This window comes from Sediminibacterium sp. FW305-C-61, from assembly GCF_058231065.1.
Map to the genome: position 1 here is coordinate 409269 of NZ_JBIQXR010000003.1, position 13430 is coordinate 422698.

13 protein-coding genes are annotated in these 13430 nt (G+C 39.4%); 10 read left to right on the top strand and 3 right to left on the bottom strand.

Going from position 1 to position 13430, the window contains the following annotated elements; translation table 11 throughout:
* Positions 1–71 precede the first annotated feature (71 nt).
* Together ACH30E_RS10745 and ACH30E_RS10750 are read right to left on the bottom strand one after the other, a co-directional pair.
* Entirely contained in the window at positions 72–1127 is a 1056-nt protein-coding gene (locus ACH30E_RS10745) for a Gfo/Idh/MocA family oxidoreductase (protein WP_490824818.1), read from the bottom strand.
* A 165-nt stretch (positions 1128–1292) separates the two neighbouring features.
* The gene (locus ACH30E_RS10750) at positions 1293–4040 is read right to left on the bottom strand and encodes a S9 family peptidase (protein WP_490824819.1); all 2748 of its coding nucleotides are present in this window, start codon (positions 4038–4040) and stop codon (positions 1293–1295) included.
* 174 nt (positions 4041–4214) lie between these two features.
* Between ACH30E_RS10750 and ACH30E_RS10755 the strand changes: the two genes are divergently transcribed.
* From ACH30E_RS10755 to ACH30E_RS10770, 4 genes are all read left to right on the top strand, one after another.
* On the top strand, positions 4215–4901 hold the full coding sequence (locus ACH30E_RS10755; RefSeq protein ID WP_490824820.1) for a response regulator transcription factor: 687 nt from the start codon (positions 4215–4217) through the stop codon (positions 4899–4901).
* Positions 4901–6268: a sensor histidine kinase gene (locus ACH30E_RS10760; protein WP_490824821.1), complete on the top strand. Its 1368-nt coding sequence runs from the start codon at positions 4901–4903 to the stop codon at positions 6266–6268. The genes ACH30E_RS10755 and ACH30E_RS10760 overlap by 1 nt, the downstream gene beginning before the upstream one ends.
* A gap of 190 nt (positions 6269–6458) precedes the next feature.
* Entirely contained in the window at positions 6459–7187 is a 729-nt protein-coding gene (locus ACH30E_RS10765) for a hypothetical protein (RefSeq protein WP_294994070.1), read from the top strand.
* A gap of 31 nt (positions 7188–7218) precedes the next feature.
* Entirely contained in the window at positions 7219–8127 is a 909-nt protein-coding gene (locus tag ACH30E_RS10770) for a bestrophin family protein (protein ID WP_490824822.1), read from the top strand.
* Between the two features lie 275 nt (positions 8128–8402).
* On the opposite strand, the gene ACH30E_RS10775 is transcribed toward ACH30E_RS10770, so the two are convergent.
* Positions 8403–8825 carry a small multi-drug export protein gene (locus ACH30E_RS10775; protein ID WP_490824823.1) on the bottom strand — a complete coding sequence of 141 codons (423 nt, stop codon included), beginning with the start codon at positions 8823–8825 and terminating at the stop codon, positions 8403–8405.
* Positions 8826–9037: 212 nt separating this feature from the next.
* Between ACH30E_RS10775 and ACH30E_RS10780 the strand changes: the two genes are divergently transcribed.
* The 6 genes from ACH30E_RS10780 to ACH30E_RS10805 all read left to right on the top strand — a co-directional run bounded on the left by ACH30E_RS10780 (position 9038) and on the right by ACH30E_RS10805 (position 13420).
* On the top strand, positions 9038–9457 hold the full coding sequence (locus ACH30E_RS10780) for a hypothetical protein (RefSeq protein ID WP_490824824.1): 420 nt from the start codon (positions 9038–9040) through the stop codon (positions 9455–9457).
* A gap of 100 nt (positions 9458–9557) precedes the next feature.
* On the top strand, positions 9558–10247 hold the full coding sequence (locus tag ACH30E_RS10785; protein WP_490824825.1) for a helix-turn-helix transcriptional regulator: 690 nt from the start codon (positions 9558–9560) through the stop codon (positions 10245–10247).
* Between the two features lie 171 nt (positions 10248–10418).
* A complete protein-coding gene (locus tag ACH30E_RS10790; RefSeq protein ID WP_294994056.1) occupies positions 10419–10916 on the top strand; it encodes a DinB family protein in 498 nt (165 codons plus the stop codon).
* A gap of 743 nt (positions 10917–11659) precedes the next feature.
* Complete coding sequence (locus ACH30E_RS10795) at positions 11660–12190, top strand: carboxymuconolactone decarboxylase family protein (protein ID WP_490824826.1); 531 nt, start codon at positions 11660–11662, stop codon at positions 12188–12190.
* 159 nt (positions 12191–12349) lie between these two features.
* On the top strand, positions 12350–12985 hold the full coding sequence (locus ACH30E_RS10800; RefSeq protein WP_294994948.1) for a thioredoxin family protein: 636 nt from the start codon (positions 12350–12352) through the stop codon (positions 12983–12985).
* A gap of 21 nt (positions 12986–13006) precedes the next feature.
* The gene (locus ACH30E_RS10805) at positions 13007–13420 is read left to right on the top strand and encodes a nuclear transport factor 2 family protein (protein WP_294994945.1); all 414 of its coding nucleotides are present in this window, start codon (positions 13007–13009) and stop codon (positions 13418–13420) included.
* Positions 13421–13430: the final 10 nt, after the last annotated feature.

Consider the following 13430-nt stretch of genomic DNA (forward strand, 5'->3'; position numbering starts at 1 on the left):
GGTTGAAATAGTAAGGCCGGATTTAATAGATCCGGCCTTTTTTATTATTATAGTTTAGTATTCTTTGGTATTTATGCATGTGCAGTTAGTTCAATACATTTTCTTTCCTTGTTGCTGAGCCTTGCTGCCTCGAGCACCTGCATTACCCTGATACCATCTACAGCCGAAACCGGGTTTTCTCCTTTTTGACGAATCGCATCATGTAGTTTGGAAAAATAATGACCGTAATTGCCTGCAATGGTTGATATTTTTTCTTTTATCTCTTTTCCGTTTAACCTGGTATGCAATAAGCCCATTTCCGAATCAGGCTCAACACCCCAATTTGGCTGGTCTGGGGTAGCGCCAGTTAATAGTACTGTTTCCTGATTATCGGCCCTTGTTTTGAGGAAGGAACCATATAAGCCATGCAGGATAAAAGAGGGCAGGGGTTCTTTTACTAATAGGCCAGATTTCAGACGTACCCTTACTTTGGGATAATAAAGTAACAGATCAATATAATCATCAACTTGTGATCCAGGTCTGAGTGTTCTGATATCTGCGAAAACTGCTTCTGGTAATCCAAATAAACAGATAGCCTGGTCGATCAGGTGTGGACCAAGATCATATAATAGACCAGCACCCGGGGCCGCAGTTTCTTTATGTAATTTCGGACTCAACTCATCTTTGTATCTATCGAAATGAAATTCAGCTTCATGAATCGGTCCCAGTAAATCTTCAGACACTACTTTTTGTACCGTTTGAAAATCACTGTCCCACCGCCTGTTTTGAAAAACTGAAAGCGTTTTGTTTTGTTGTTTTGCCAGTTGATCCAATTCAATAGCTTCCGCAACAGTGGTCGTGAATGCTTTTTCTACCACTACATGTTTATTTGCAAAGAGGGCTTTTTTTGCATAGTCAAAATGTGTACCGGTAGGTGTATTAACAATAACGAGTTCAATACTTTCATCATTCAGTATCTCATCAAGAGAACGTGCAATTTTTACATAAGGATAGATAGCAGTAGACTCAGATTTCGTTCTTTCCCAAATATAAACCAGCTCAAATCCAGGATTGAGGTGTATGAATGGGGCATGAAATACTTTTCCTGATAATCCAAATGATAAAATAGCGGTTCTGATGGGTTGCATGATGTATGATTAACTTGTTTGGTGCTGGGTGCTAGGTACTAGGTGTTAGGTATTAGGTATTAGGTGTTAGGTGTTAGGTGTTAGGTGTTAGTTCTGAAATAAATAGTGGCTAAGCATTATTTATTAAGTGATACCGCCTAAAAGCTAAATGCTAATAGCTAAAGGCTAAAAGCTAACACCCTTCTCCCTCGCTTTCATCTTGTCCATATAGCTGATACCTTCAGTGATCCATTTTTCTGCTGGTTTACCGAGCAGGTAATGCTCAAACCATTCACGTTGACGCTTCTGGTAATCGATCTGGTTTTCTTTTTTGGCTAGTCCATGGTTTTCGTCTGCATAAACCAACATAACATGTGGTTTCTCCATTCTGCGCATGGTACCATACATTTCTATGCCCTGATGCCAATCAACTGCACCATCTTTATCTCCAAATGCAACCAATAAGGGTGCTTTTATTTTTGCCGCATTGAACATAGGTGAGTTGCGTATATGTTCCTGTGTGCGCTCATACCATGGGCCATCAAAACGACCCTGACTTGTTTCAAAGATTTTCTGGTCAGGTGTTCCGGAGTTCCAGTAGATGGAGAGTGACATGCTGATCAAATCAGTTAACGGAGCGCCTGCACATGCTGCTTTGAAAAGATCCGTTTGTGTAATGATAAATGATGTTTGGTAAGCACCCCAGCTATGTCCCATGAGACCAACCTTAGTTTTATCAATCATGCCTGATTTTAAAACTTCTTCAACAGCAGGTACAACACAGTTAACTGCGCTCATGCCAGGTTCATTGGCGTCGTAAACAATATCAGGTCTGAATACAAAGTATCCATTACTGGTATAATTGGTAGTGTTGTAGGCGCTTCTTTCTGAAGGGGTAACATAACTATGAACAGTATTCGATAATAGTTCATAGATGTAAACAATCATCGGATATTGTTTACCCGGCTCATAATTGGCAGGATAGAAAAGTGCACCTTGCATTTTTTTACCTTTTTTATTGGTAAAATTTACCAATTCACTTTTACCCCAATAAAAATCGTTTTGTTGTGGATTGGTGCCGGTGATTTTTTTCTGGTTACTGAAATCATCTGTAGTAAATAATTCCGGAGACAGGTTATAGTCTTGTTTTACATAACTGAAACTATTTGCTTCACTGGCTTTTGTAATACGGCCTATTGATAAGTTTTCAAAAATCAAAGGTTGTACGGAATTGTTTTCCAGTTTGGCATAACCAAACTTCTTTGTCTTATCACCGTACAAAGAAATAAAAATAGGCTTGCTATCATCCAGGTAAGGATATTCAAAATCAGTTCTGGTAATACGATGGGTTATTTCTTCTTTTTCTCCATTGGTAATTTTCCTTGCACCAGATCCATCAGGTTTTACTGCCCAAATATTGTATTCGTCATATAGTAATACCTCTTTATCATCTTTCAACCATCCACCCATTCCAAATGGTGGCTTGCTGGCAGTATGATCGTCTCTGGTGTTCCAGAATGTAGATTTGATATTTTGGGTAAGGTTTACGGTTTGTTGTGATGCTATATTGTAGCTCCACCAATTTTTATCGCGGAAAAAATACAGGAACTTACCTCCTGGAGATGATTGCGGGCCAGTATAAAATCCAGACAGCATTTTCTCATACATTAACTTCTCTTCCCCTGTTTTGGTATTTACAAGGTAAAAATCAGCGTAGTCTTCTTTAAATGCCGGTTTGTATTTTTTATTGGTAGCAGTAATGGCATAAGCCTGATCGCCGCTAAGCAGTGCTATCGGAGTAGCTTCTTTGGCCAGTTGTACAAACTGGTTGCCGGTGAAGTTCCAGGCACATAAATAGCTGGCATCTTTGTCCTGACCAAAAGTTACTTTTTGTCTGGGTTGGATTTCCGGGTCTTTCCAATGCCAGATATCTACCGCTGCCAGTTTATCATCTGTTTTGGCTACTGGTTTAGGTGTTTTAGACGAGTCGCCAGGTTTTTTATCTTCTTTTTTTGGTTTAGCTGTCCAGGGTTTAATACCAAAAAACAGTGCACTCATATCATCGCTTAACCTTGGGGCGGATCCATTATGTATCCGCATATCTTTAGGAAAGGAGGATACCTGCAAAGGATCAAATGATTTAAGTGTTGGGTTGTTATAGAGATTGATATACCCATGAACGGTGGCATTCTCTTCTTCAAAATCTTTGTGCTTAATGGTTTTAAAGAAAGCAAAACCTTCCCCTTCACGTTGCCAGCTTAATTTAGAAAAGCGCAAAGTATCGCTGGCGATGATCTTTAAACTATAATTTTTAAGACTCAGTAATTCAACTGCATTACCGGCTGCATTCGTTGATTCAACTATATAAGAGAGGTAATCACTTTTTTTATTGAAAGCATATTCTGTTACATTGCCGATGGTGTGGGTACTTCCATCAGCAAGATTTTTAATGAGTAGTACACTTCCTTTGTCTTTATGTTCTTTTGGAGGAGCTAGATAAACTGCCAGAAATTTTCCGTCTTTGGAAAAACCGAAACGACTGATGTTCTGGATTATTTCTTTTTTTCCGGTTGCCAGGTTTAATAAACCCATTTTATATTCTATCGGTTTACTTTGCTCGCGTAATTTCTCTGCTTCTTTATACGGTAAGCCAATACGATATGCTACCCACTGGTTATCACCGGAAAATTCGAATGAAGTAGCGAAAGCGAGTTTATAGGTATTATCCGTTTTACGGTTTACAATGAAAAGGGTGTCATTGTCTTCCTGAATATTGATATTATAACCTACCCAGTTACCATCGGGTGAAAGGTCCGTTATACCCAACTGCTGCCATTTTCCATAATCAGCAGAAGTAAGTTGTTTTTTTTGCTGTGCATCAGCAGTGAAAAAAGCCAATGAACCCATTAGCAGCAGGTAGAAGAAATGTCTCATTTTGGTTGTTTTATCCCAACAAGATAGTGAAAATGGTTTATTTAGGTAAAGGGCAAGCGCTCTGGGGCTATTGGAAGAAAAAAATGTTAAAACTATAAACAAGTAAAGCAATAATCGCCTTCTTTTGTTATTGTCGCAAAATGCAAAGCTCTGCGTTTGCCAAAAAATATACACATGAAGATTCTGTTAATTGAGGATGAGTCAGCCGTAATATCACTTATAGAAAGGGGGTTGAAGGAAAAGGGACTTGATATAAGTGTGGCCATGGATGGCAGTACTGGCTTACAAATGATTCAGAATCATTCCTTTGATCTGGTGATCCTTGACCTCATGTTGCCCGGTATTAATGGGGTACAGGTTTGTAAGGAAATTCGCACACTTGGTTTCGACCTGCCCATCATTATGCTTACTGCTTTAGGAAGCACCGAAAATATCATAACCGGACTCGATAGCGGTGCAGACGATTATATGGTAAAACCATTCAAAATAAATGAGCTTATCGCAAGGGTAAATGCATTGGGTAGAAGATCGATAAGGCTAACCAAAAACACAAATGCCAACCTGTTACAGATTGCAGATCTCAAATTAGACATGGATGCGAAAATTGCTATGCGCAATGACGAAGTGATCGCACTTACCTCTACCGAATATAAACTGCTGGAATTTTTTATGAAGAATCAATCGAGGGTTCTTTCCCGGATGGAAATCCTTGAAAATGTATGGGATATTGATTTTAACCTGGGCACTAACGTAGTAGATGTTTATGTAAACTACCTCAGAAAGAAAATTGATAAAAGCAGGGAAACCAAATTATTTCATACCATGATTGGAATGGGGTATATGATGAAGGAGCAAGCCTGATGACGATACGTAATAAAATTACTACACTATTTACCATACTCACTGGCGCGATTATTTTCATGCTGAGTATTTTTATTTACCATTTTTCCCGTCGCTCCATCGAAAAAGAATTTTTTCACCGGCTTGGTGTTCGTGGCAGTATTGCTGCACAGGCTCACTATGAAGCAGAAACTTTAAGCGCAGCGGTATACAATGAGATAAGACAAAAACACTTACAGCACTTACCAGAAGAAAAAGAACATTTTTTTGATAAACTCCCCAACAGTGATTCATTGAAGCGCCTTGGCATAACAGCACCGGCAGGATTTAATGAACAAATCGTAAAGAATGTATCGATTGAGTTTATTGAAAATAATACCTATTACGTGGCAAGGCCTTATCTGCATGAAGGTAAACGATATACGGTGTTTATGTCTGCCAGAAACGAAAGCGGAGAATTGGCATTGAATGATTTAAAGCAGAACCTGTTTCTGGGTATTGTATTTTCTGTATTGGTGGTGTTTATTGTCGGGCTAATCTTTTCCGCAGAAATTGTGGGACCTATTACCAATATCATTAACCGGGTTAAGAAGATCAGTGTTTCGAACCTTGATCTCCGGCTGCCGGAACAAAAAGTGCGTGGAGAGATCACCGATCTTACCCAAACATTTAATGATATGCTCGACAGACTCGAAACCTCTTTCGAAACACAAAGAAATTTTGTAAACAAGCTATCTCATGAATTGCGTACGCCGCTTACCGCAATCATTGGAGAGGCAGAACTGGCATTGGATAAAGAGCGTACATCAGAAGAATACAAAGGTGCATTATCCGTAATATCAAGAGAAGCAGATCAATTACATCATTTAACCACCAGCTTATTAGAGCTGGCACAGGCAGGGAATAGTATCAATGAAGAATTCATGGGAACTATTCGTTTGGATGAGTTGGTGATAGCAGTAAAAAAACTGGTAGACTTCACTGATCCGCAAAATGAGGTGTATTTGAACTTTGAAAGACTTCCCGCTGATGAAGCCAATCTCACTGTATTCGGAAACCAGAATCTTTTAAAATTAGCCATTACGAATGTGGTTCAAAATGCCTGTAAATATTCCGATAATGGGAAAGTAACGATATCTCTCAGCGCTACTTCAGATAAACAATGTATACTGGTGGTGGAAGACCATGGAATTGGTATACCACAAAAGGAGATACGGTATATTTTCGATCCCTTTTTCCGTGCATCAAATACCAAGGATTATAAGGGGTATGGTGTTGGACTTCCACTTGCACAAAAAATCATCCGGATTCACCGGGGTGAGATAAGGTTTACTTCGATGGAAGGGGCAGGAACAAAGGCAGAAATGCGTTTTCCGATTCATTCCTGATCAATTACAATACTACATATTATAATATTTTCACTGCAAATTAGAGCGGGATTAGAAAATGTCTCGATTTCTAATCCCGCTCTTAACAAGTTCTAACAGACCCTTAATTGAATCCTTAGGCCATCCCAATGACTGCCAGGTAGTTTTGTTTTTTATTCAACTAATTCGGTTGATGATAAAACAAGACAGCATGAAAAGAATTATTATCCCAACAAGATGTACAACCCATGCGGTGCATCTGTTTCAATTGGCAATCAAATTATATAGTAAAGAAGGTTTTCATTGTACTTTCTTACAGGTAATACCGATTCCAGACAATGAAAGTGATTTAATGACCCTTGGCAGGGCTCCTTCTGGTTATGTGTTTGAACCCAAAGACTTGTCGGCCATTAAAGAAATGACAAATGAAAATCCTTCCATTATAAAAGGGTATACCATTGATCAGGTTTATGGTGATTCTCCTGCAGTATTCAAACAATTTATAGAAGAGTATGGGGTTGATATGGTTTTTTATGCCCGGGAAGAATGGCAGGATCAGGCCAGAAAATCTGGTCTGGATGTTTTCAGGATGCTTTGCCGTGCCCGTTGCCCGATTATGTATGTAGCTAAATCTGAACTCTCAGAAATTTCAGCAGAATTCCTTCAGCCGCAAACAAGGGATTATGCATCAGCAAGGGAAATGACCGATGCTGTTTCCCGTATTCATGCATCGAAACAACCGGGTATGGAAATTCCGGAAACAATGGTTTACCAGTTTAATGCAGTAGAGAAAAAACTTTCAGGTTATGCTGATAAAATGCAATCGAACGATATCCCTACAATGAAAATGGGTGGACTATCAGGCTATTTCCTGAGAGAACAAAGACTCGAGAAGATATTGTTGCAGTCAAATGCATCCCTGTTATTATTGACCATTTGATCTTATATAAACTAAACCGAAAACAGTCGTTATGTTAATGAAGGGCAAGATACCAGTGAGGTATATACTGGGTAAAATAAAATATGAGATCCTGCTGATAACACTATATACTTCTGCTATATGGTATCTCAGTAAAAAATACAATATCCATGAATTGTCGATACCATTGGGTGTGCCAACCATATTAGGTACGGTACTATCATTGCTATTGGCATTCCGATCGAACCAGGCTTACGATAGGTGGTGGGAAGCAAGGATTATTTGGGGGGCAATTGTCAACGATTCAAGAACGCTGACAAGACAACTGCTTTGCTTTGTACAGTCAGGTTATAATGATCCGGAAAAACAACACTTTGTCAACCGTTTTGTAAACCGACAAATATTTTGGTGTTATAGCTTGGGAAAAGCGCTGCGTGGATTAGATCCGTTGGAGGGAGCAGGTAGGCTCATGTCGAAAAAGGAAATTGAATTTGTAAAAAAACATGATAGTGTTCCTTATGCAATACTCAACCTTCATGCGAAAGATTTAAAACTGGCATTGGAAGAAGGATGGATCAATGAATTTCAGCAGGTAGAACTTGATGATACATTAAGCCGTTTATGTGATTCGATGGGTAAATGTGAGAGAATCAAGAACACGGTATTCCCTATGACCTATAGCCTATACATACATTTTGCGCTTTATTTCTTTATTGTGCTTTTACCATTTGGTGTAATTGAATTTGTTGGTGTGATAGAAATTCCACTGGTAACCATTCTTGCTTCTTTCTTTTTACTCATTGAAAGGATGGCAGTACATCTGCAAGATCCTTTCGAAAACAGACAAACCGATACGCCAATGATGGCTATTGCAAGAAGTATTGAAAGAAACCTTAGACAAATGCTGAATGATGAAGAAGTGCCGGAGAGCATGCGGCCGGAGCGGTATTTTTTGATGTAGGGGGGGAGTCCGATAGTCCGAGGTCCGGAAGTCCGGAAGAATTAGGGATAAGTAGTTTGGGAGTCGGGAAGAAATAGTTTTATACAATTAGCGTTTTTTAGAATGAAGATCCTACAAACTCTTCCAGGCTTCCAAACTACTCATCCTCCGGACTTCCAGACCATTGTTGTCCGAGGAAATTTAACCACGAGCTGTAAGTGTCGCGTATGATGGAACACAGAAAGGCTTGCAGCTTGAAGCCAATTTTCCCCGGACCTCGGACTTCCCGACTCCCCTCAAAACAACTTCATCCCATAATGCCCAATCGTAGTAAAAAGTGCGCAACGGGTAAAGACGCCAATACAGCACCAAACCAATAATTTATTGAGCGGTACATTAAAACCTACTCCAACACCAATACTCACAGGCGCGCCAACTGTCATGGTGCCAAAAAAACCAAGACCAATAAGGCCATATTTTTCCCAGAGTGTATAGATTAAACCTGTTTTTGGTTTTGCGGGTTTTGGCTTTCGATACCTTGCCAGAAATTGTTTGATTTTATCGCCCAGAAAAGTGGCTATAAAAACACCGGAAAGTCCGCCGATCAAACTCGCCAGAAAAATTACCCAGGTAGGTAAACCAAAAGCAAAACCGGCTGGTATTGCTGCATAAATTTCAAAAGTAGCCAAACCTGCAACGGTTAAAATCTTTAATGTCATAAACAGTATACTGAATAAGGTATGTAATAGCGTGAAAATAGGGAGAGAACCGCAATGTATAATCAGTTAAAAGGTAATTGTTTGTGAAGGTTTTATAAGCTGTTATCCCCCTATTATGAACATATATTGGTTTTTGGGTTAAAAAGCTTGCATTTGCACAAGTTGCTGTCTATTTTGTTTTGCAAATTAATTTAACCCTCTAAAGCTTGCTTATGAACAATTCAAAAATGTTGGTATCCGGTATTGCCGGAGGAATCGCTGCATTTTTTGCAGGATGGCTCATTTATGGAATTCTATTGACAGATTTCATGGCCCAAAACACCACGAGCAGTGTTATGCGTGCGGAAACGGAAATGGTATGGTGGGCGATGATTGTTGGTAATCTTTTATATGGATTACTATTCTCCTATGTTTTTAGTCGTTCAGGTAATGTAAACAGTCTCTCTAGCGGACTAATAGGAGGAGTTGTTTTAGGTGTCCTTATTGGCGCATCTATCGACCTCACTATTTATGCGCAACTGAATATGTTCACCCTCAATGCAGTATGGGCCGATATTGGTGCATCTGCTGTTCTTGGTGGGGTAACCGGAGCCGTTGTAGGCCTGGTGAATGGCATGGGTAAAAAAGCCTAGCCAATAAACAAAGCAAAAAAGCGACCTGAAAGGGTCGCTTTTTTTTTGACTGGTTTTTGGTTTAGGAAATGTGTGTCTATCTTCCCTCTCTTTTAATATTATGAATCGAATAGATCGTCTTTTTAGCATCCTTACTTTTCTGCAGTCTAAAAAATTTGTGCCTGCCGAAAAAATTGCTGAAAAATTCAACCTAAGTATCAGAACTGTTTACCGGGATATTAAAGCGCTCAATGAATCTGGCGTGCCGGTTAGTTTTGAACAGGGTAGGGGATATTTTATAGTAAATGGATATTTTCTTCCGCCTGTTTCATTTACCAGTGAAGAAGCCAATGCATTACTGCTGATGGAAGCAGTTGTAAATGGTTTTTCGGATAAATCCATCCAAAAGCATTATTCCAGTGCATTGAATAAGGTAAAGTCAGTATTGCGCGGAACACAGCAGGATAAACTGGAGACATTGTCATCTCGCATCAGGTTACAAGTGCCGGAATGTATGACCTTACAGGTATCATACCTTTCTGTACTCCAGCAATCAATTACCGGACGAACGATGATACAAATTGCCTACCTCAACAAAAACCAGGAACCCAGTATCAGAAAGGTAGAACCCATCGGGCTTATCTTTTACGCATTTGCCTGGCACCTGATTGCCTGGTGCCATAAAAGAAAAAGCTATCGTGATTTCAAAGTCGCAAGAATACAGAAGCTCACCAATACCGATATCCCCTTTATCTACAAAAAACATATTTCCCTGGATAGCTACATGAAAGATATTCCCGTTGAATACTGAAGAACAGAGGAACAGAGAAACAGAGGAATGTCCAATGTCCAATGTTTATTCGAAACCCAAAATTGGAAATTGGACATTCCTCTGTTCCTCTGTTGAATATTTTTTTCCCCGCTGCCATAGGGTTGTCAGTGGGGCATAATTGTTTTGTGGAAACATTTAAAACAATCAATTATGACACAGATTCAAGCCTTTCAGCAAGAGCTGGAAAACGAAGCAGTAGTAACCCGTAAAATGTTGTCGCTGGTGCCCAACGACAAGTACTTTTGGAAGCCTCATTCAAAAAGTATGACCCTGCAACAGCTCGCTACACATATTGCAGAACTGCCTACCTGGATTGGCATGGTATTGAATACCGATGAGCTCGATTTTGCCGCGCATCCGTATAGTCCGAAAATTATCGAAAACACAGCCGACTTGCTGGCTTATTTTCAAAGCAGTTTAGAAGAAGGACGCAAAGAACTTACCAACGCCGACCTGTCTACACTCAATAAAAACTGGACTTTACGCAATGGAGATCAGATTTATACTGTAGAAACCAAGTATAGCTTTCTTCGATCAACCTTCAGTCAGGTAATACACCATCGTGCGCAATTAGGTGTATATCTAAGGCTGCTCGACATTCCCATTCCTGGAAGTTATGGTCCCAGTGCAGATGATCATATAATGTAGCTCCTATCCATTGTTGTCCCGGGAAAATTTGCTAGCATCTTCTGAGCCACAGGCTACATGCCACAAGCTGCAAGCAATTAGTAAACCAGACATTAAACAGGAGCCAGGTAATTAGGGAAGATAAAAAAGAATAAATACAATCAGTACCCGTGGACAGACCTTCATTGGCATTGGTGTCAAGCGCAGCGATGACAGACTAAATCATGCGTAGCAGATTTAGTCAGAGGCCAATGTAGTCTGGGAACGGGTACGGGGCCATTCGGCCCAGGAGTAATATTCAATTTTGACCAGACGAGTGATCGAATTTATTCAGTGTCAAAATGGAATAAAGATTGCTAAACCCTTAGATAAGGCCGATTTAAAAAGTAAGGGTTCTATTTTCAACTTACGTCAAGATGATTGCTGCAGAAGCATTTCAGAGATAGATGCTTTTTTTTACCGGACAGCAATGGCTTCAGGCTGCAAGTCAAGCGTAGGATGGAACACAGATCTTCATGATTTTCAAGATCTATCATGATAAATCTTGAAAATCATGATAATCCGTGTACTATTAATAACAGATAGTCTATTTACGGCAACCAAATATTTCTTTAAGCAACTGACTTTAAATTTTCTCCCTCTTTAATTCTATTGCATAAAGGAAAATTGTCCATCTATCAGCAGACATTATCCATTTTTCAGAGGCGTTAATCGAATCAATTTTGTATTGTCAATTTCGACACAACAATTGAAAAATTACAACAATGAAAAATTTTACCGTTCCAACAAGAGATCAAGTATCTGCAGCTAACCAGGCAATTTTCGACAATTTGAACAAAGCACTGGGCTTTGTACCGAATTTATATGCCACAATTGCATATTCCGATAATGGACTTGGAAGATACCTTGCCTATCAAAATGCTAAAACAAGCCTGAGTAATAAAGAAAAAGAAGCGATCAATCTTGTAGTCAGCGAAATTAATAATTGTGTTTACTGTAAAAGCGCCCATACCGTAATCGGTAAAATGAATGGGTTTACAGATGAACAATTATTGGATATACGCCGTGAAAAAGCAGCAGATCCAAAGCTTGATGCACTTGTAAAACTCACTGGTAGCATTACCCGTAACCGTGGTAATCGAGACAGCGTTTTATTGGGTACATTTTATGCGAATGGTTATACCGATGAAAACCTGGTTGACCTGGTTTTACAGATAAGTGAAAAAACAGCGATGAATTACCTGCATAACCTAACGCAAGTGCCAGTTGATTTTCCAGTTGCTCCTGCACTTTAAACTGTAACTTACATTGCTTAATATGGTATTTCCCCAACAAAGAGCCGGCTATATGCCGGCTTTTTGTTAGGGAAAGGGAAAATTGTCCATCCTTTTGCGTCCATCCTCCATTTTTTACTGGTGAGTTTTGAATCATTTTTGTATGGTAAAAGAATTAGCATGAACAACACAACAGCAATCAAAGAAGCTACAAAATCTGACTACCAAAAATATATGGCAGATGGGGTAAGTTATTTGGTATACAAACAACAAATGGCGGCAGATCTTGCCTTGAATCCTGATCAGCAAATTCAATCTTATATACATCTTAACCAAAGCAGAATGGCGAGGGTTGAAAAAACCTATATACCTTCTGAAACTATAGTGCAGCAGGTAATGAACCTGAAACACCAGGTAAACTGGTTGATATTAACAGAGCACTGGTGTGGCGATGCCGCACAAACTTTACCAGTGTTCAATGCTATTGCTGCTTTAAGTAATGGAAAAATTGCATTGAGACTGGTTTACCGCGATAAAAATGAACCGCTCATGAATCAATACCTGACTGAAGGCTCCAAATCGATTCCTAAGTTGGTTCAACTTGATTCAAATTTCAACGTAACAGGTATTTGGGGTCCAAGACCATCGGAAGCGCAAAAATTGGTTAAAACCCTGAAAGCAAACCCCGAAACAAGCGCTACTTACGCTAATGCCTTACACTTATGGTATGCAAAAGACAAACAACTATCCCTTGAAAAAGAGATCAGCCAATTATTGGTTAGGGCAAATTTGTTTTGTGTGGATTGCTTTTCATAAGATAGATCAATAAAAGTTAACATGGAAAAACGATATCCTTTACCCCCATTTACGGAAGAAACTGCCAGACAAAAAATTCAAATGGCAGAAGATGCCTGGAACAGCAAGGACCCCATAAAGGTTTCTGCAGCTTATACACCAGACAGTGAATGGAGAAACCGTAACCAGTTTATCAATGGACGGGATGAGATTATTCAGTTCCTTACGGATAAGTGGCACAGAGAATTGCATTATGTGCTCAGGAAAACATATTGGGCACATGGAGATAATCGAATTGCGGTTCGGTTTGAATATGAATACATGCTAGAAACAGGACAATGGTATCGTGCCTATGGTAATGAGAATTGGGAATTTGACGAAAATGGATACATGGCAAAACGCTATGCAAGCATCAATGACCTGGCAATTGAAGAGAAAGACAGGTTGATTAAATGAACAATGTAAA

Bases quoted from the DNA above. Each gene is read 5' to 3' on its own strand.
- ACH30E_RS10745 (WP_490824818.1), bottom strand. From the start codon at position 1,127: ATGCAACCCATCAGAACCGCTATTTTATCATTTGGATTATCAGGAAAA.
- ACH30E_RS10750 (WP_490824819.1), bottom strand. From the start codon at position 4,040: ATGAGACATTTCTTCTACCTGCTGCTAATGGGTTCATTGGCTTTTTTC.
- ACH30E_RS10755 (WP_490824820.1), top strand. From the start codon at position 4,215: ATGAAGATTCTGTTAATTGAGGATGAGTCAGCCGTAATATCACTTATA.
- ACH30E_RS10760 (WP_490824821.1), top strand. From the start codon at position 4,901: ATGACGATACGTAATAAAATTACTACACTATTTACCATACTCACTGGC.
- ACH30E_RS10765 (WP_294994070.1), top strand. From the start codon at position 6,459: ATGAAAAGAATTATTATCCCAACAAGATGTACAACCCATGCGGTGCAT.
- ACH30E_RS10770 (WP_490824822.1), top strand. From the start codon at position 7,219: ATGTTAATGAAGGGCAAGATACCAGTGAGGTATATACTGGGTAAAATA.
- ACH30E_RS10775 (WP_490824823.1), bottom strand. From the start codon at position 8,825: ATGACATTAAAGATTTTAACCGTTGCAGGTTTGGCTACTTTTGAAATT.
- ACH30E_RS10780 (WP_490824824.1), top strand. From the start codon at position 9,038: ATGAACAATTCAAAAATGTTGGTATCCGGTATTGCCGGAGGAATCGCT.
- ACH30E_RS10785 (WP_490824825.1), top strand. From the start codon at position 9,558: ATGAATCGAATAGATCGTCTTTTTAGCATCCTTACTTTTCTGCAGTCT.
- ACH30E_RS10790 (WP_294994056.1), top strand. From the start codon at position 10,419: ATGACACAGATTCAAGCCTTTCAGCAAGAGCTGGAAAACGAAGCAGTA.
- ACH30E_RS10795 (WP_490824826.1), top strand. From the start codon at position 11,660: ATGAAAAATTTTACCGTTCCAACAAGAGATCAAGTATCTGCAGCTAAC.
- ACH30E_RS10800 (WP_294994948.1), top strand. From the start codon at position 12,350: ATGAACAACACAACAGCAATCAAAGAAGCTACAAAATCTGACTACCAA.
- ACH30E_RS10805 (WP_294994945.1), top strand. From the start codon at position 13,007: ATGGAAAAACGATATCCTTTACCCCCATTTACGGAAGAAACTGCCAGA.